Source organism: Corynebacterium appendicis CIP 107643, from assembly GCF_030408415.1.
Classification (GTDB): domain Bacteria; phylum Actinomycetota; class Actinomycetes; order Mycobacteriales; family Mycobacteriaceae; genus Corynebacterium; species Corynebacterium appendicis.
On record NZ_CP046976.1, the window covers coordinates 2,010,355 to 2,027,792 of the forward strand.

Genomic DNA, 17,438 nt, shown 5'->3' on the forward strand with positions numbered 1-17,438 from the left:
GAACTGGCGCAATCTGGACCCCGCGGCGAGACCGCGAAAACTAATTTCTCGAAATGTGTTGCGCATCACGCTTTACGTTGGCTAGTCTCAGACACATGCGAAAGCCGATTCTTCTACGAGCCCTAGTACTCAAGGTGGTACTAGAGGCCACCGACCCCAACGCGGAGTAACCGACTCCCCGCGGCGTGGGGCAGTGGTCGTTAACCACCCAGTACAGCGAGTCGGTACACCCCACACAATCACCGCGAAACGTAGAAGGACACGTGACCGTGTTTCACACCTCGACTCAGCACACCCAGCGCACCCAGAATTCCGGCAACCAGACTCGTACCACCGCAACTTCCACCGCAACCACCTCGGAGTTTGTCGGCAACGGCTTCACTACCACCCAGAACAACGCTCCCCAACGGACCCGCACGGAAGAGCGCGACCCGTTCCAGATCCGCTTCGATTCCCAGCGCCGCCTGCCGCGCGAGCTGCGCGAAGAGGCCATGGGCATGAACTGGACGCTCTTCAGTGCGACGTACGCGCCGACGCCGACGGTCAAGATCGCAGACATCGAGGCCCGTCGCGACCACTGGTGTTACACCACCTACTCGGCGAATATCACGCGCACGTCGAAGACGTTCCCGCCGGAGACGACGCACCACGAGGTCGCCACGTCGGGTCCGGCGCACGCGTTCGGGGCGATGCTTGCCGACGCAGGCCGCTACGTCGAGATCCTCGAATTCCACCAATTCACTCTGCACGAGGCCACGTTCACCGCCATCAAAGTCGCTCACCAAATCAACGAGAGCGACACCGCGTGGGCGATCGGGTTCGGTGCGACGAGCGAGACATCGATCGCCGCCGCGATGGCCTCGGGCGCACAGCGCATCTACGGCTAACACCGCGGACACAACACTGCGATTAAGAACGAGGTGCCGTGCGAATGGAAAAAATTCGCCACGTCACCCCCGAATAAAACTGAGTAGGTAGACTGCAAACGTTGGTCGCGCCAGCGATGACGCGCCTTTTTGATTTGGTTATACGTTGTTTTCCCAAGTTGGCAGGGTGTTTTCGCGTGCGCGCTGTTGGTTCAAGTGCTGCTTTCCGCATGGGCCAACGCACTCTTGATACCCCGCCGGACACGACACTCGGGAGGGCCGTGACACCGTGATCACCCTGCTTCTGGCGCTGATCGCCGCCGCAGCAGCAGCACCGCCATTGCTGCGGACGTTTGGGCGTCCGGCATTCGGCCTGCTAGCGCTCGTGCCGGGGCTGGGTTTCGGGTGGCTGGTCTACCAGTTCGCGAACGGCACGTTCAAAGACGGCGGCGAAATCCAGGCGGCGTATCCCTGGATGCCGGGAATGCACCTCAACCTCGAATTCCGGCTCGACGCGTACGCGGGGCTGTTCGGCCTGATCATCCTGGGCGTTGGCGCGCTGGTGCTCTTGTACTGCTGGGGGTATTTCAACTCGAACCCGCGGCGGCTGAGCATTTTCGGCGCGGAGCTGACTATGTTCGCGATGGCGATGTACGGCCTGGTCATCGCAGACAACTTCCTGATGATGTACATCTTCTGGGAAATCACCTCGGTGCTGTCGTTCCTGCTGGTCTCCTACTACGGCGAACGGGCGTCGTCGCGCAGGGCGGCGACGCAGGCGCTGTTGGTCACCACGTTCGGCGGACTGGCGATGCTTGTGGGGCTCATTCTCTTCGGCACGCAGACTGGGGCGTGGAAGATCTCGCAGATCGCCGGAATGACGGATCTGGACCAGATCACGGGCATCACCGCGGCAATCACGCTGATCTTGCTGGGCGCGCTGACGAAGTCGGCGCAAGCCCCGTTTCACTTCTGGCTCCCGGGTGCGATGGCGGCGCCGACACCGGTGTCGGCATACCTGCACTCCGCTGCCATGGTGAAGGCAGGCATCTATCTGGTGGGGCGGTTGGCGCCGGACTTCGCGTCGATAAGCGTGTGGCACATTGTGGTGCTGCCTGCCGGCGTGTTCACGATGCTGCTTGGCGGCTGGATGGCGCTCAAGCAGCGCGATCTCAAGCTGATTCTCGCCTACGGCACGGTCTCGCAGCTGGGGTTCATGACGGCGGTCGTGGGCGTGGGTTCGCGCGAGGCGACCATGGCGGGGCTCGCATTGGTCTTCGCGCACTCGCTGTTCAAGGCGGCGCTGTTCATGATCGTCGGCGCGATCGACCACACCTCAGGAACTCGCGATATCCGTGAGCTGTCGGGCCTGGGACGCAAGGAACCGCTGGTCGCCGTGCTGGCGGCGATCGCGGCGGCGTCGATGGCGGGCATCCCGCCACTGTGGGGCTTCGTCGCGAAGGAAGCGGTGCTCGAAGCCACGCTCCACGAGGAGCTGTTGTACGGCATGCCGCGCAACGTGCTACTCGTAGGTTTCGTGCTCGGCTCCGTGCTGACCATGACGTATTCGCTGTACTTCCTGTGGGGCGCGTTCGCGCGCAAACCGGGAAAGGAAATGCGCGCAGAGCTTATCGACGGCACCTCCCCCGCCGTCCGCGACATGCACCCCATCGAATTCCTGCAGTGGGCTCCCCCTGCGGTCCTCGTGCTGCTCACAGTGGTCTTCGGTCTCGTGCCGGCGCCGCTGTCGAACCTGTTCAACCAGTACCTGAACGTGCGGTTCCCGGAGGCCGAGCACCAGGACTTGGCGCTGTGGCACGGCGTCACGATCCCGCTGGGCCTGAGTGCCGTGATCATCGCGGCCGGCGCGGTGATGTTCTGGCAGCGCGAGGTAGTCAAAAAGGCGCAGTTCGAACGACCCGCCCTGGGCGATGCGGATGCGCTATGGGACAACATGCTGATAGTGCTGCGGCAGGCGTCGCTACGCCTGACGGCGTCGACTCAGCGCGGTTCGCTGACCATCAACCTCGCGGTGATTTTCAGCGTGCTCATGGTAGTTCCGCTGGGTGCGCTGCTCTTCGGAGATAGCGCGGACACGCACATGATCCTGTGGGATAACCCTTGGCAAGGCATGACAGTGGTCGTGATCGCTAGCGCCGCCGTGGCAGCGACCGTGATCCGGAATCGTCTGTCGCTGATCATTCTGGTCGGGCTCACCGGCTACGGCTCGGCGGTGCTCTTCGCGCTGCACGGCGCCCCGGACTTGGCGCTGACGCAGGTGCTGGTGGAGACCCTGGTGATGGTCGTGTTCATGCTGGTCCTGCGCAAGCTTCCCACCGAGATCGACGTGAAGAAGGACGCCGACGTGCGCATGCGCGCGTGGCTGTCGGTGGGAACAGGCCTGTCCGTCGTCGTGGTCGCGATGGCGGCGATGTCCGCGCGCATGCGCGAGCCGATTTCGAAGCTCATGCCGGACCTCGCCTACGAGATCGGCCACGGCCGCAATACCGTGAACGTTCTGCTCGTGGACCTGCGCGCGACGGACACCCTGGGCGAGATCAGCGTGCTGGTCATCGCCGCGACCGGCGTGGCCAGCCTGATCTACCGCACCGAATCCTTCACCCGCGACTCGCGCCGCCCGACGCTGTCCGCGCGCCGCCCGCGCTGGCTCGCCTCGGGCGTGGAGGGCGAGAAGGCCCAAAACCGCTCGATCATGGTCGACGTGGTCACCCGCCTGCTCTTCCCGGCCATGGTGCTGCTTTCCGCCTACTTCTTCTTCTCCGGCCACAACTCCCCCGGTGGTGGCTTCGCCGGTGGCCTAGTCATGGGGCTTGCTCTCACGCTGCGCTACCTGGCCGGCGGCCGCGACGAGCTGGAGGAGGCACTGCCGGTCGACCCGTCGAAACTGCTCGGCACCGGTCTGCTGCTCTCCGGAGCGGCAGCCGTCATCCCAATGTTCCTCGGCCACCCGCCGCTTGCCAGCGGCTACATCGAGCCGGAGCTTCCGCTCATCGGGACCGTCACGGTGCCGTCGGCGCTGCTTTTCGATGCTGGCGTCTACACCATCGTCATCGGCCTGGTCATGCACATCCTCACCTCACTCGGCAGCCAGATCGACCGCGAAGAGGACCAGCGTAAGGAACGCGCCCGCGACCGTGCCCGCGCCCTGCAGCGCAAGAACGAGGAGCGCAAGCGCGCCCGCGAAGAGAACGCCCGGCAGCGAGCGGCGGAGCGTGCCGAGCAACGCTCGGCGGAGCAACGCGCCGCCGAGCGGTCCTCCGAGCAGGCGGCCGAGCGCATCGCGCAGCGGGTCTCCCAGCGCTCATCGCAAAGACGGTCGCAGAGTTCCGGCTCCACCAGGCTGAAAGAGCATGAGGGCGGGACGGATGTCGTCGATAAGCGTGCTGAAAATGGAAGGGAGGCGTGACCGTGGAAGCGAACCTATTTTTGATCATCGCCTCCGGCGTGCTGATCGCGGCGGGCGTGTACCTGATGCTCGACCGCGCGATGACGCGGATGCTGCTCGGCGTGATACTGATCGGCAACGGCGCGAATTTGCTGCTGCTCCAATCGGGTGGTCAAGCGGGCGCTCCGCCGATCATCGGCCGTGAGTCAATGGCCGCGGACCAGACGGCGGACCCGCTGGCGCAAGCGATGATTCTGACCGCGATCGTGATCTCGATGGCGATGGTGTCGTTCATCTTGGCGCTGCTCTACAGGCAGTACCGCTACCGCACCGACGACGTCATCGAGCACGACGCGGAGGACCAGGCGATCGCCGCGCGCCCGGCGACCCCCTCAGCTGCGCCTGATGCGGATGCATCCGACGACCCGGAGACCGGCCGTCTACGCAGCGGCGGCGACGCATTCGGCCCGCGCTCCTTCGAGGAGCCGCTGAAGGAGGGTGACGATGACTGATCCTGCATTCGCACACCCGACGTTCTACGAGAACTACGTCGACTTCCTGCTGCCGGTGATGCCGTACCTCATCCCGCTGCCGGTGCTGCTGCCGGCACTGGCCGCGGCGCTGATTCTGCTTGCGGGCAAGAGTCGCGCTCTGCAGCGCAATATCGCGTTCTTCACCTTCCTGGTGCTCGCGGTGATCGCGGCATCGATGATTCTGGTGGCGGATATCGCCGGCATCCAGACGCTGCAGATGGGCGGCTGGGATGCGCCGATCGGCATCACGTTCGTGGCCGACCGGTTGTCCGGAATCATGCTGTTCGTCTCGGCGATCGTGCTGTTCTGCGTCATGTGGTTCGCGATCAGCCAGGGTATCCGCGACGGCAACGAGAACGACCCGGTCGATGTCTTCCTGCCGATCTACATGCTGCTGTCGATGGGCGTGAACTTGTCGTTCCTCGCGGGCGACCTGTTCAACCTGTACGTCGGCTTCGAGATCTTCCTGGTGGCGTCCTACATCCTGCTCACCATGGGCGCCTCGCCGCTGCGTGTGCGCGCGGGTATTAGCTACGTGATGGTCTCGATGGCGTCATCGATGATCTTCATCTTCGCCCTCGGTCTCGTCTACGCGTCGGTGGGCACAGTGAATATGGCGCAGGCGGGCATGCGGCTGGAGGAGATTCCCGACGGCACGCGCGCCGCGATCTTCGCCACCTTGCTCGTGGCCTTCGGCATCAAGGCGGCGGTCTTCCCGCTCGACGCGTGGCTGCCGGACTCCTACCCCACCGCCGCATCCCTGGTCACCGCAGTGTTCGCGGGCCTGCTCACCAAGGTCGGCGTCTACTCCATCATCCGCGTGCGCGTGACCATGTTCCCCGACCAACCGTTGAGCAACCTGCTCATGTGGGTCGCGCTCGCCACGATGGTGGTGGGCGTGATGGGTGCACTGGCGCAGAACGACATCAAGCGTCTTTTGTCGTTCACCCTGGTCAGCCACATCGGCTACATGATCTTCGGTGTCGCCCTGGGCACCTCGCACGGACTAAGCGGCGCGATCTTCTACGCTGTCCACCACATTCTGGTGCAGACCTCGCTGTTCCTCGTGGTCAGCCTCATCGAGCGCCAGATGGGCTCCTCGCAGCTGCGCCGCCTGGGCTCGCTGATGTACACCGCGCCCGTCATCGCACTGCTCTACATCGTCCCCGCGCTCAACCTGGGCGGCATCCCGCCGTTCTCCGGCTTCATCGGCAAGGTCATGCTCATCGAGGCCGGCGCCGAGGACGGCTCGTGGCGCTCGTGGGTGCTCATCGTCGGCGCCGTTGTCACCTCGCTGCTCACGCTCTACGCCATGATGATCGTTTGGTCCAAGGCATTCCTCCGCGACCGCTCCGACGCTCCCGAAGGCAATGTCGTCTCCGTCCGCCTCAGCCCGCTCGGCGACGTCTCCGACACCGTCGCGCTCGAAGACAGCCACGACGCCGGCCGCGTCCCCGCCGGCATGGTCGCCTCCACCGCAACACTCGTCGCCGCGTCCGTGGCCATCACCTTCCTCGCCGGCCCCATCTCCGCGATCACCGGCCGCGCCGCCGACTCCGCGCTCGACACCGCGCTTTACCGCCACGCGGTGCTTGGCGACGACTGGTCGAATCCTTCCCGGACGCTGGATCACACCACGCTTGACGACGATTCCGACGCCCTCCCCAACCGCGTCCACGACATCGAGGAACCCAGCCCCGGCGTGACGACGATACCCGTTCCCTCCCCCGTGCCCGAGTCGGGCGAGCCGGCTGGGCCTGCGGAGCCGGCTGAACCTGATGAGGAGGCGAACCAATGATTCCCGATAACCTCCCCTCGCCGCGCCTGACGTCGGCCGGCAGTCTCTCCGACCGCTTCCGCCCCTGGTTCATCTTCTGGATGACGCTCATGTGGATCCTGCTCATGGGCGAGATCACCTGGGCGAATGTTGTCGCCGGGGCTGGCCTGGGATTGGCAATCACGATGCTGCTGCCCCTGCCGAAGCTGCCCACCGGCGGCGTGAGCGTGAACCTGCCGAAGCTGGTCGTGTTCCTCATCCGGTGGGTGGGCGAACTCCTCGTCGCGGCGGTCCAGGTGTCGTGGTTGGCGATCCGCCCGGCGGGCCCGCCCAAAAGCGCGATCTTCAAAGTCCCGATGCGTCTCAATTCCGAGCTGGTGCTCTACTTCGCCACGTGCGCCTACAACCTCCAGCCCGGCGGCTGCGTCACCGATATCGACCTGGCGAACCGCACGTGGACCATCCACGTCCTGTCCGCGGGGACGCAGAAGGATGTGGAGAAGGCGCTGGCGGACGTCGATAAGCTTGAGCGCTCGATGATCGCTATTTTTGAGAAGAGAAAGGCCCACAAACATGGATGACGCGATCTACAACTCCGTGCTCGCGGTGGCGGCTGTGCTGCTCGTAGTCGGGTTTTTCATCACGACATGGCGACTGGTGATCGGGCCGAATTCGCTCGACCGCGCCATCGCGATGGACGGCATTGTCGCCTCCATCCAGTGCGCGCTGGCGACCTATATTTGCTGGACGCTGGACACGACCGTGGTCAACGCGATGGTCGTCGTGGCGCTCCTCGGCTTCATCGGCTCGCTGTCCGTCGCCCGCTTCCGCAAGAGGGACGGTGCGGTCTAATGTCGCTGAATTGGGAATTCATCTCCGACGTCCTGTCGCTGATCTTCATCGTGCTCGGCGCGCTGCAGGTCTTCTTCGCGTCCGTCGGCATCGCGCGCTTCAACACCACGCTCGCGCGCGTCCACGCCGTGACCAAGCCGCAGACCGTCGGTCTCATCATGGTGATCCTCGGTGTCATCTTCCGCCTGACCGGATCCGAGCATTTCGACGTCGGCCAGCGCGGCGACGTGGGCATGCTCTTCCTGCTCGTCCTCTTCGCGCTCATGACCAACCCGGTCACCGCACAGCGCCTCGGCCGCGTGTCCCGCCGCGAGGGCCTCTACGGCGACGAGGACGACATCGCCGTCAACGAGCACCCCGGCGATCTGCAGCGGAGCGCTTAGCTCGGGCGCTCGGGTTTTGAACGCTGGGTTTTATGCGCCCGGGTGCCCGGCGCGGAGCTCGTCCACCGCCTGGTCCACCGCGCCGCGCCAATCGCCCGTCGCCTCGTACACCGCGCGCTGACGCTGGTAGGCCGCGCCGTTGTCCACGATCTTTTCAATCAGGTTCAGCTCGTCGACGCAGCTGAGACGCTTAGCGACGGGCCGCAGCTGACCCACCATGTCCCTCAACTCATCGGTGACCAGGCGCTCGTCTGTGTCCCGGCTGGTGATCACCTCGGCCTCGAGCCCGTAGCGGGCCCCGCGCCACTTATTCTCCGCCACGTGCCAGGGCTGGAGAGTGGGGAGTTCCTCTCCGCGGTCGATCATCTCGTCGTAGTGCACGACGAGGCAGTGCGTCAGCGCGACAATGGCGGCGAGCTCTTCCAGGTTCGTCGCCGCGTCCGAAATGCGCACCTCGACGGTGCCCCACTTGGCGGCGGGGCGGACGTCGAAATGCATGGATCCGGTGTGCGACGTCACGCCAGACTTCGTCTGGTCGCGCATGAAATCGACCCACTCCTGCCAGCTTCCGAACTGGTACGGCATGCCCGCTGTGGGCAACTGCTGGTAGAGCATCGTGCGGTTCGACGCGTAGCCGGTGTCCAGGCCCTCCCACGCCGGGCTCGACGCGCTAATGGCCAGCAGGTGCGGGTACTTCGTCATCACCGCGTTGATGATCGGCCACACACGGTCCTCATGGCGGATGCCCACATGCACGTGCGTGCCCCACAGCAGCATCTGCTGGCCCCAGTACTGGGTCCGGTTGATGATCTCCGTGTACGTCGGCTTGTCCCCCACCGGCTGCGTCCGGAAATCCGCGAACGGGTGTCCTCCGCCCGCCCACAGCTTCAAGTTCTTCTCGTCCGTGACTTGCTGGATCTTGTCCTTGGTCTCCCGCAGGTAGGCCATCGCCTCGGCGGTGGTCTGGCACACCGGCGTGACCAGCTCGATGGTGTTCTTCAGGAACTCCTTTTCCAGGTGCGTCTCCGGCCACCGCTGCTCCACCGCCTCGATGACCTCGGCCGCGTACGGCACCAAGTCCCTGGTCTCCGGGTCGACGAGAGCGATCTCCCACTCGACCCCCAGGCTCGGCCCCTCCGAACGGTTGAAGTCCCGGAAAGGATCCATCACTGCCTGGTTTTCTGGCACAGTCATTCTCTCTGAATACGGCAAGAACCGCCCCCGCGCAAATCATTGCGGGGGCGGTCCGGGGTTTAGTTTCAGGGTTCTAGCCGTGGCGGCCGCTCTAGTTTGGCTCGGGCCGCACTGAGACCGCGTTTACAGGGCGACCTCGCGGTTCTCCGCCAGCACCAGCGTCAGCGAACCGGGCTTCTTGGCCTCGGCGGGGACGCGGTCGTCGTTAGCAATCGCGATGCCGCCGACCGTGTCCGCCAGCTCGCGCGCCCGGTCCTCAGCCCCCGGCGTGGCGGGGTCGAACAGCACCGTGTTCTGCTCGAAGATCGCGGACTCGCCCGGGATGTTGCCGACCTCGCCGACATTGATTCCCTTGCCGCGCGCCTGGCCCGCGACCTGGTCCGCGAAGCCCGGCATCGCCGAGTTGTTGTAGACGTTCACCGTCTGGTTCTCCCGCGTCATCGGGTTGTTCGGGCCTGCCGGCGCGTTGTTGTCGGCCTGGCCTGCGCCCGCGCCCGGCTGGCGGTTCTGGTCGCCCGCCTCGCCGCCCTGCTGGGCGTTGGCGTTCTCGGCATTCTGGCCGTTTTGGCCGTTGGCGTCGTCGGAGTTCTGGCCTGCGTTATTCCGCGCGTTCGGGTCGTTGGGGTTCTCGCCCTGGGCCGCGCCGTTCTGGCCGCTTTGGCCGTTCTGCCCCTGCACGTCCTGGCCGCTCTGGTCCTGCGCCGACTGGCTTGCCGGATCGTTGGCCGCCTGATCGTCGGAGCCTCCCTTAGTCATCGCGTACACACCCCACAGTGCCAGCAGCAGTGCCACGGCAATGAGGATCATGGCGAGACCGCGCTTCGGCACGCCGCCCGCAGCGGCCGCGGTGCTCGATCCGGTGCCGGCTGCACCTGCCGCTCGCTTGCGCGGTGCGCCTTCGCTAGCGGCGGCCGTGGCGCCAGCTCCTGCGGCGGCGACGGCTCGGTCGTCTTCATCGTTGACGTGTTCTGCGCGGTCATCGACGCGGTCGTAATCGTCGTAGTCGGCGCGATCGTCGTAGGCCGCGGCTTTGGAGGTGTAGCCGTAGTCGTTGTCGCCCTCGATGTAATCGGCGGGTTCGAGTTCGGGCTCGACATAATCGGCACCGGCTGTTCCGGCTTCGTGGTTAGGCGCGTAGCCGTAGCCATCCCCGCGGGTTTCGCGGCCCCCGGTGTAGCCGTAGCCGGCAGAGTCGGCCTCGTCGCGACGGTGGTGCTTGCCGCGCGCAACCGGTTCACGCTGGGCGGCCTCGTCAGCTGTAATTTCACCGGTTGAAGTCGTGTGGTACGTGCGGTCGGCTCGGGGGTCGTACTGGTCGCGGGAGTCGTAGTACTCATCCAACGCCTCGTCGAAGGAGCTGTCACCGGCGGCTTCGTAGTGGTCGGATGCAGGTTCCTGCACCAGGTCGTCCGCGAGGTCGTCGCGGTCCTGCAGCAGATCCTCGCCTTTGTCGCGGCTAAAGAACTTGCGTGCGCCGCCGAAGCGGCCTTTGCGCGGGTCACGGTTACCAGGATTCACATTAGTCACAGCCGTCACCCTAATGTGCTGAACCGTTCATTCTTTATCCCAACACGCCGAAACCGCCAACTATGCGCTGCATAGTCCCAGGGGAAATGCCGGTGCCTGCCGCGTGCCGACTATGCCCTGCATAGTTCCTGCGGTTATGCCGAGACCGACGAGCGGAGGGAGCCAAGCGGACCCAGCAAACCGCTACCCCTCACCACCACCGAGAACGCGCTGCTCCCGGATGCGCTGCAGACGCCGGACGAGCTGGGGCCGCTCGGCGAGCGCGTCGGGAGAATCGATCAGAGAGTTGAGCTTCTGGTAGTACCGGAACGGAGATATGCCCAGCTCAGCGCGGATGGCGTCTTCGCGGGCGCCGAGGCTGCGGGGGGCGCGGCCAGCGAAATCGAGAATAGCCAAGTCAGACGGGTCCACAGCCGAAACTATAACGGCCCGACCCGCGAAACTATACTGAACCGCATGATCCGACCGATTGTCATTTACGGCGACCCTGTCCTGCATACCCCGACTGAACCGGTGACGGAGCCGATCGAGGAGCTGCAGGAGCTCATTGCGGACATGCACGAGACGATGGACGCGGCGCACGGGGTGGGGCTAGCGGCGAACCAGATTGGCGTCGATAAGCGGCTGTTCGTCTACCACTGCCCGGACGGCGACACGATGCGCCGCGGCACGGTGATCAATCCGGTGCTGGAGACTAGCGAGATCCCGAAGACGATGCCGAGCGAGGACGACGACGAAGGCTGCCTGTCCGTCCCGGGCGAGTCCTTCCCCACCGGCCGCGCGGACTGGGCGAAGGTGACGGGCCTGGACGAGAACGGCAACGAGATCGAGGTCGAGGGCGCCGGTTTCTTCGCGCGCTGCCTGCAGCATGAGGTCGGCCACCTCGACGGGTACGTCTACCTGGATGTCCTCACCGGACGCTACAAGCGTGAGGCCAAGCGCGCGATCAAGCGCAACGGTTGGGACCACGCGGGCAACACGTGGCTGCCGGGCACGGACCCCGACCCGTTCGGCCACTAGTGTTCCGTAAAGAACCGGTCAGCCCCGGCGACCGCGTCGTCGTCCGCCGCAGGCACGGCAACCACGCCACAGACGTCATCGGGCACGTGGTCACGCTCGACCCGCTCGTCGTCCGCCCGCAGAAAGTTGGTGGCCTCCCATCGGACGCGGAGGCGATCCGCATCGACGAACCGATCGTCGTCCGCCGCCTCAGCCCGCGCCGCATCCGCAACAGCGACATCCGCGCCGTCGAGACCGCCACGGCCCGCGCGTTCCCCGGCCAAGAGCATTCGCTTATCGACGCCTGGCTTGCCCGCTCCGGCTCCTCCATCACCGAACGCTCTAATTCCGCTACCCCGATCGGGCACTCGGCCAGCCTGCAGCCGGTGCCGATCGACAAGATTGGGCAGTTCTACCGCGAACGCAGGATGCCGGTGCGGTTGCTGATCCCGGAGCGCATCGGCAAGCCGGCTCTCCACTTGGTCGAACGAAATCCGAACGCTTGGGAGCTCGGCCCGGAGATCATCACGATGACCCGGTCGCTCGAGGATCTCGGGGACCTACCCGCCTCCAAGCCCGACGTAGAATTCCGCATCGACACAGAGCCCGACGACGCCTGGCTGGACATGTACCACTTCCGCGGCCGTCCGCTGCCGCCGGAAGCGCTCGCGGAGCTGGCAGAGGAGATCGACGGGGAGCTCGGCTTCGGCCGCCTGCTCGCGCACGCCCGCGAGCCCGACGAGCACACCATCGCGATCACACGCGGCACCATCACCTCGTCCGATGACGGACGCGTCTGGCTCGGCTACTCCGCCGTCGAGGTCGCGCCGGACTACCGCCGCCAAGGCCTCGGCATCGCGCTCGGCGAGCACATGCTCCACTGGGGAGCCTCCCGCGGCGCGACCAACGCCTACCTGCAAGTCCTCGCCACCAACGACGCCGGGATCGGGCTGTACGACAAGCTCGGATTCATCGAGCACCACCGCCACCGCTACGCCACCCTGAAACTCGAGGGTGATCTAGGGTAGAGCGCATGCGGATTGCCACGTGGAACATCAACTCGGTGCGTACGCGCGTCGACCGCGCCGTCGCGTTTCTGGAGCGCAACGACATCGACGTCCTGGCTATGCAGGAAACCAAGTGCGCGGACGACAAATTCCCGTACTCGGCGTTCGAGGCGGCGGGCTACGAGGTCGCCCACGTCGGCTACCACCAGTGGAACGGTGTCGCGCTGATTTCGCGCGTGGGCCTGGACAATGTCAGAGACCACTTCCCCAACCAGCCGCGCTTCCACAAAGATCCTGAAAAACCGCAAGAACGAGAGGCACGAGCAGTCGGCGCCACCTGCGGCGGGGTGGACATCTGGAGCCTGTACGTCCCCAACGGCCGCGAGATCGGCGACCGCCACTACGACTACAAGCTCGAGTTCCTGTGGCGCCTCGCCGAGGCCGTCGAGCCGGGTACTCCGCAGGTCTTCTGCGGCGACTACAACATCGCCCCGACCGACAAGGACGTGTGGGACCGCGCCTTCTTCGAAGGCAAGACGCACGTCACGGAGCCGGAGCGTGCGGCCTTCGACAACCTCCTCGAATCCGGGCTCGCTCCCATTAAGCACGAGGACCCGTATTCATATTGGGATTACAAGGCCATGCGCTTCCAAAAGAATGAAGGCATGCTCATCGATTTCCAGTTGACGGGAATGGAGGCAGGGGGGTTCGTCGATAAGCATGAGCGCGAAGGCAAGGGCGCTTCTGACCACGCACCCGTCGTCGCGGACTACGACGTGACGCGCGTGCTTATCGACGACGTCCGATGATCCCCGACCTTTCCACCTGGCAACTGATCCTGATGATCGTGGATTACACGATCAAATTCGCCGTGATCGGTGTCATCCCCGAAAACCGCAAACCGTCCAGCGCGAACGCATGGCTGCTGGTCATCCTCCTGATCCCGTTCATCGGCCTGCCGCTGTATTTCTTCTTCGGTTCGACGTATCTCTCGCGGCGGCGCCACCGCATCCAAAAAGAAGCGCACAACGAGATCAACGACGTCCACGCCGAATTCCCCGACGTGCCCGACAGCGTGCGACTCTCCGGCGACGTCGCGTCGATGGCGCACCTCAACCGCACGCTCACCGGGTACCCCGCGCTCGAAGGCCACGCGAAAGCGCTGTGGACCGACTACCAAAAGACAATGCTGCGCATCGCCGAGCTTATCGACGCCTCCACCTCCCACGTCCACATCGAAATCTACGCCCAAGCCTGGGACACCACGACAGCCCCCGTGTTCGAGGCAATGGAGCGCGCCGTTTCCCGCGGCGTGAAAGTCCGTGTGCTTTTCGACCACATCGGCTCCCAGAAATACCCCGGCTTCCGCGCGTTCAAGCGCAAGCTCACCGCCGCCGGCATCGAGTGGAACCTCATGCTTCCCCTGCTGCCGCTGCAGTGGCGCTTCCGCCGGCCCGACCTGCGCAACCACCGCAAGCTCATCGTCATCGATGACCGCGTCGCGATGATGGGCTCCTTCAACCTCATCGACCGCTCCTACCTGGTGCGCAGCCACGTCAAGAAGGGACGCCAGTGGGTGGACTCGTTTGTCGAACTCACCGGCCCGATCGTCGCCTCGCTTGAGTCCCTGTTCGCCGTCGACTGGTACACCGAATCCGGCGAAGTCATCGACATCACCCCGCCGCACGACAACGAGCCAGCTGCCGACACTTCCACGTTGCAGCTCATCCCCTCCGGCCCCGGATACACCACCGAGCCCAACCTGCGGATGTTCAACACCCTCATCCACCACGCGCGTGAAAGGTTGGTTCTTTGTTCACCATATTTCGTGCCCGACGACTCCATGCTCGAGGCCATCACCACCGCTTGTTACAGGGGTGTCCGTGTGGATCTTCTCGTGGGCGAGAAAGCCGACCAGTTCATGGTCCAACACGCCCAATCCGCCTACTACCAGCAGCTTCTCGAGGCCGGCGTCCACATCTGGCAGTTCCCCGCCCCCTACGTCCTCCACTCCAAGTTCGCCATCGCCGACCCCGTCGCCTGGGCCGACTCCCCTTCCGAACAGTCCAATCCGGAAGCTTTCGAAGGCTCCCCCAAAGCCAGCTCCACCCCTGATGCCGCGACCGCCGCCGACCTACACGAAATCGCCATCATGGGCAGCTCCAACATGGACATGCGCTCGTTCTCCCTCAATTACGAGAACAGCCTGTTCGTCCTGGACGGCCCCCTCATCACCGACCTGTGCGACCTCGCCGCCGCCTACCTCTCCGTCTCCCACGAGCTCACCCTCGAAGAGTGGAACCAGCGGTCCTGGTTCCGCCGCTACATCGACAACGTGCTCAAACTGACTTCGGCGCTGCAGTAGCACGCACCCAAGATCGTGCAGGCAAGCTACCCAGTGAATCTGTTTACATATCCCACTTGCACGCTTCCTTATATGCGCAGGTAGGAGCGTTTATGGCTTTTCGGACGGTACCGCGAAATGTAAACAGATTCACCAGCGGGTTCTGAAAGCGCGCGACCCGCGCCCTGGCCATGACGCGGCACCGAGGAAAGAGTGAAAAAGAACGGGAAAAGAAAACCTGCGGCGGGAAGATCCAACCGCAGGTGACTCCTTGTTTGTGGGCTCACGCTTAGGCGTCGCGGCGCTCCAGGAGCAAAAGGCCGACGCAGTAGACCACGACTGCCCACACAACGACGATGCCGAAGGCGCCCCACACGCCGATCGCGTCGCCTCCGAAGGGGTTGGGCGCCTGCGGCGGGGTGTTCAGTGCGAAGATGGTCATGTTCTGGAACGGAGCGATGAACTGCAGCTTCGTCCCGATCTTGGGAATGAAAGCGAGGATCGTCTCGATGATCGGCAGTGCCAGCACGATCACCACGACACCGGCCGTAGCCCGGATGATCCAGCCGAGCCCCTGCACGAGCAGGACAACGATGAAGGACAGGAGCGGCAAAGCCCACAGGGCACGCCGGGCGAAGATATCGCTGGTCCAGTTGATCGGGTTGGGCGCCAAAGCATCGCCGACTGTGTACGAGACCACCAAGGTGACCAGCGTGATCACTGCGGCGATCAGACCGTAAACCACCAGCTTGGCCAGGGCGACCTGCCAGCGGCGGGGCGTGATCGCGAAGTTGATGGAGTTGACGTTGTAGCGGTATTCGGTAGTCACGACCATCGCCGCCTGAATCATCAGCGGGATGAGGCCCAAGGCCAGGAAGTTCTGGGCGGCGATCGCGGCGGCATAGAGCGGGTACTCAGTGCTATCCAGGGCCGCACTGACACCGGTGAAAAACACCGGAAGCAAGATGGCCAGGCCCGTGGTCCACCAGAGGGACTTGGTGGTGCGGAGTTTCGTCCATTCGGAAAGCATTGTATTAAGCACGGTGATCTCCCGTCATGGAATCGAAAGTGTCGGGGCCAGCCGACGCGGAACCAGTGGGGTCAGCGGAACCAGCGGCAGGACCAGCGGCCGGCCCCGCGGGCATCCCAGTCTGGTATTCGACGGCGCTCTCGGTGCGGCGGATGTAGGCGTCTTCGAGGGAGGCGCGGCGCTCGGAAAGCTCGGTGAGCATGATGCCGGTCGAGAACGCGAGTGCGCCGATGTCCTCGGAGGAGCGGCTGGGGATCTCCAATACAGCGCGGCCGTCGAGGTCGGCGGCTTGGGTGAACTCAATTCCTTCCGAGCGAAGGGCAGCGGCGAACTGGTCGAGGTGCGGGGTGCGCACGACGGTGGTGACGGCGGAGTTCTCCTTGATGAACTCGTGGACGGCCCCGGCTGCGACAAGGCGGCCCTTGCCGATGACCACGAGCTGGTCGGCGGTCTGAGCCATCTCGGAAAGCAGGTGGGAGGACACCAGCACGGTGCGGCCTTCAGCGGCGAAGCGGCGCAGCAGTTCGCGGACCCAGCGGATGCCTTCGGGGTCGAGGCCGTTGACGGGCTCGTCGAGGATCAGGTATTCGGGGTCGCCGAGCATGGCTGCGGCAATGCCGAGGCGCTGGCCCATACCGAGGGAAAAACCACCAGCCTTTTTATTCGCCACAGAGGTCAGGCCGACCAGGTCGAGCACTTCATCGACGCGGGAGGTCGGGATGCCCGAGGCTTGGGCCTGCCACAGCAGCGCGTTGCGGGCGGAGCGGTTGGGGTGGATCGCCTTGGCATCCAGAAGCGCCCCGACCTTGCGGAGGGGGTTGGAAAGGGAGCGGTAGGGGGCGCCGTCGATAAGCGCGGTGCCTGATGTTGGCGTGTCGAGGCCTAAGATCATGCGCATCGTCGTCGATTTGCCGGCGCCGTTCGGCCCGAGGAAGCCGGTGACCACGCCGGGCTCGACCTGGAACGTGAGGTCGTCGACCGCGCGGACCTGCCCATATTCTTTGGTCAGGTTCTGTACGTCAATCATGCGATTCAGCGTGCCACAAAAGCACGCTTAACGACGACTCAAACCCCCGGTGCAGCTCATACTCCCTGATTCTGTTCAGCGGAACCCACAGAAGCTCCATAGATTCTGCGTTGGGTTCAAGGTCGATGGGCTCACCGGTCGTGGTGTGCGCCATGACGGTGGTGTAGGTCCAGCCGGGCTCTTCGCCTGCGGTGACCAGCTCTTTTTCCACTGAGACGAGCGAGGTGTCGATCCCGCACTCCTCCACCGTCTCGCGCAGCGCCGCCTCCTGCGCCGTCTCGTGCGAATCGCGCGCGCCGCCGGGCAGCGCCCACGTCCCGCCGTCGGCGACCCAGTGCGCCCGGTGCTGCAGCAGCACCGTGCCCCCGGCGCGCAGGAACAGTCCCGCCGCACCGTACTTTCCCCACACGCGCTTGCCGCCGGGGCCGTCGACCCACCCGTTGCCGTCACCTTCCATGCGAACCAGTCTAACGGTGCACATGAACCACGGTGC

17 protein-coding genes are annotated in these 17,438 nt (G+C 64.8%); 11 read left to right on the forward strand and 6 right to left on the reverse strand.

Annotated features, from left to right (window positions below; genetic code table 11):
* The first annotated feature begins 263 nt into the window (after positions 1–263).
* From CAPP_RS09900 to mnhG, 7 genes are all read left to right on the forward strand, one after another.
* Positions 264–887, forward strand: coding sequence for an acetyl-CoA acetyltransferase (locus CAPP_RS09900; protein ID WP_234958807.1), 624 nt, complete (start codon positions 264–266; stop codon positions 885–887).
* A 268-nt stretch (positions 888–1,155) separates the two neighbouring features.
* Positions 1,156–4,293, forward strand: a complete 3,138-nt coding sequence (locus CAPP_RS09905) for a Na+/H+ antiporter subunit A (protein ID WP_084560547.1) — start codon at positions 1,156–1,158, stop codon at positions 4,291–4,293.
* 2 nt (positions 4,294–4,295) lie between these two features.
* Positions 4,296–4,784: a Na(+)/H(+) antiporter subunit C gene (locus CAPP_RS09910; protein WP_076599091.1), complete on the forward strand. Its 489-nt coding sequence runs from the start codon at positions 4,296–4,298 to the stop codon at positions 4,782–4,784.
* Positions 4,777–6,603, forward strand: a complete 1,827-nt coding sequence (locus CAPP_RS09915; RefSeq protein WP_076599007.1) for a Na+/H+ antiporter subunit D — start codon at positions 4,777–4,779, stop codon at positions 6,601–6,603. Before CAPP_RS09910 ends, CAPP_RS09915 begins: the two co-directional genes overlap by 8 nt.
* Positions 6,600–7,163 (forward strand): Na+/H+ antiporter subunit E, encoded by a 564-nt coding sequence (locus CAPP_RS09920; protein WP_076599008.1) that lies wholly within the window; start codon positions 6,600–6,602, stop codon positions 7,161–7,163. Before CAPP_RS09915 ends, CAPP_RS09920 begins: the two co-directional genes overlap by 4 nt.
* Positions 7,156–7,434, forward strand: coding sequence for a monovalent cation/H+ antiporter complex subunit F (locus CAPP_RS09925; RefSeq protein WP_076599009.1), 279 nt, complete (start codon positions 7,156–7,158; stop codon positions 7,432–7,434). The genes CAPP_RS09920 and CAPP_RS09925 overlap by 8 nt, the downstream gene beginning before the upstream one ends.
* Before the next feature lie 5 nt (positions 7,435–7,439).
* On the forward strand, positions 7,440–7,817 hold the full coding sequence (gene mnhG / locus CAPP_RS09930) for a monovalent cation/H(+) antiporter subunit G (RefSeq protein ID WP_084560559.1): 378 nt from the start codon (positions 7,440–7,442) through the stop codon (positions 7,815–7,817).
* A gap of 30 nt (positions 7,818–7,847) precedes the next feature.
* Here mnhG and CAPP_RS09935 read toward each other — a convergent pair whose 3' ends face one another.
* The 3 genes from CAPP_RS09935 to CAPP_RS09945 all read right to left on the reverse strand — a co-directional run bounded on the left by CAPP_RS09935 (position 7,848) and on the right by CAPP_RS09945 (position 10,949).
* Complete coding sequence (locus CAPP_RS09935) at positions 7,848–8,984, reverse strand: glutamate--cysteine ligase (protein ID WP_143313861.1); 1,137 nt, start codon at positions 8,982–8,984, stop codon at positions 7,848–7,850.
* A 150-nt stretch (positions 8,985–9,134) separates the two neighbouring features.
* Positions 9,135–10,538, reverse strand: coding sequence for a LytR C-terminal domain-containing protein (locus CAPP_RS09940; protein ID WP_143313858.1), 1,404 nt, complete (start codon positions 10,536–10,538; stop codon positions 9,135–9,137).
* A gap of 183 nt (positions 10,539–10,721) precedes the next feature.
* Positions 10,722–10,949 (reverse strand): DUF3263 domain-containing protein, encoded by a 228-nt coding sequence (locus tag CAPP_RS09945; protein WP_076599013.1) that lies wholly within the window; start codon positions 10,947–10,949, stop codon positions 10,722–10,724.
* 45 nt (positions 10,950–10,994) lie between these two features.
* Between CAPP_RS09945 and CAPP_RS09950 the strand changes: the two genes are divergently transcribed.
* The 4 genes from CAPP_RS09950 to CAPP_RS09965 are packed head-to-tail and all read left to right on the forward strand — an operon-like array spanning position 10,995 to position 14,909.
* Positions 10,995–11,558, forward strand: coding sequence for a peptide deformylase (locus CAPP_RS09950; RefSeq protein ID WP_076599014.1), 564 nt, complete (start codon positions 10,995–10,997; stop codon positions 11,556–11,558).
* On the forward strand, positions 11,558–12,565 hold the full coding sequence (locus tag CAPP_RS09955) for an N-acetylglutamate synthase, CG3035 family (protein ID WP_076599015.1): 1,008 nt from the start codon (positions 11,558–11,560) through the stop codon (positions 12,563–12,565). Before CAPP_RS09950 ends, CAPP_RS09955 begins: the two co-directional genes overlap by 1 nt.
* A gap of 5 nt (positions 12,566–12,570) precedes the next feature.
* Positions 12,571–13,353, forward strand: a complete 783-nt coding sequence (locus CAPP_RS09960) for an exodeoxyribonuclease III (protein WP_076599016.1) — start codon at positions 12,571–12,573, stop codon at positions 13,351–13,353.
* Positions 13,350–14,909 carry a phospholipase D-like domain-containing protein gene (locus CAPP_RS09965; protein ID WP_076599017.1) on the forward strand — a complete coding sequence of 520 codons (1,560 nt, stop codon included), beginning with the start codon at positions 13,350–13,352 and terminating at the stop codon, positions 14,907–14,909. Before CAPP_RS09960 ends, CAPP_RS09965 begins: the two co-directional genes overlap by 4 nt.
* 268 nt (positions 14,910–15,177) lie before the next feature.
* On the opposite strand, the gene CAPP_RS09970 is transcribed toward CAPP_RS09965, so the two are convergent.
* From CAPP_RS09970 to CAPP_RS09980, 3 genes are read right to left on the reverse strand one after another with little or no spacing between them, the layout of a single operon-like run.
* Positions 15,178–15,930, reverse strand: coding sequence for an ABC transporter permease (locus CAPP_RS09970; RefSeq protein WP_084560549.1), 753 nt, complete (start codon positions 15,928–15,930; stop codon positions 15,178–15,180).
* On the reverse strand, positions 15,923–16,945 hold the full coding sequence (locus CAPP_RS09975; protein WP_076599019.1) for an ABC transporter ATP-binding protein: 1,023 nt from the start codon (positions 16,943–16,945) through the stop codon (positions 15,923–15,925). The genes CAPP_RS09970 and CAPP_RS09975 overlap by 8 nt, the downstream gene beginning before the upstream one ends.
* Complete coding sequence (locus tag CAPP_RS09980) at positions 16,938–17,402, reverse strand: NUDIX domain-containing protein (protein WP_076599020.1); 465 nt, start codon at positions 17,400–17,402, stop codon at positions 16,938–16,940. The genes CAPP_RS09975 and CAPP_RS09980 overlap by 8 nt, the downstream gene beginning before the upstream one ends.
* Positions 17,403–17,438 lie beyond the last annotated feature (36 nt).

Excerpts from the sequence above, each read along its gene's own strand:
- CAPP_RS09915 (WP_076599007.1), top strand. The coding sequence starts at position 4,777 with ATGACTGATCCTGCATTCGCACACCCGACGTTCTACGAGAACTACGTC.
- CAPP_RS09920 (WP_076599008.1), top strand. The coding sequence starts at position 6,600 with ATGATTCCCGATAACCTCCCCTCGCCGCGCCTGACGTCGGCCGGCAGT.
- CAPP_RS09925 (WP_076599009.1), top strand. The coding sequence starts at position 7,156 with ATGGATGACGCGATCTACAACTCCGTGCTCGCGGTGGCGGCTGTGCTG.
- CAPP_RS09935 (WP_143313861.1), bottom strand. The coding sequence starts at position 8,984 with ATGGATCCTTTCCGGGACTTCAACCGTTCGGAGGGGCCGAGCCTGGGG.
- CAPP_RS09950 (WP_076599014.1), top strand. The coding sequence starts at position 10,995 with ATGATCCGACCGATTGTCATTTACGGCGACCCTGTCCTGCATACCCCG.
- CAPP_RS09960 (WP_076599016.1), top strand. The coding sequence starts at position 12,571 with ATGCGGATTGCCACGTGGAACATCAACTCGGTGCGTACGCGCGTCGAC.
- CAPP_RS09965 (WP_076599017.1), top strand. The coding sequence starts at position 13,350 with ATGATCCCCGACCTTTCCACCTGGCAACTGATCCTGATGATCGTGGAT.
- CAPP_RS09975 (WP_076599019.1), bottom strand. The coding sequence starts at position 16,945 with ATGATTGACGTACAGAACCTGACCAAAGAATATGGGCAGGTCCGCGCG.
- CAPP_RS09980 (WP_076599020.1), bottom strand. The coding sequence starts at position 17,402 with ATGGAAGGTGACGGCAACGGGTGGGTCGACGGCCCCGGCGGCAAGCGC.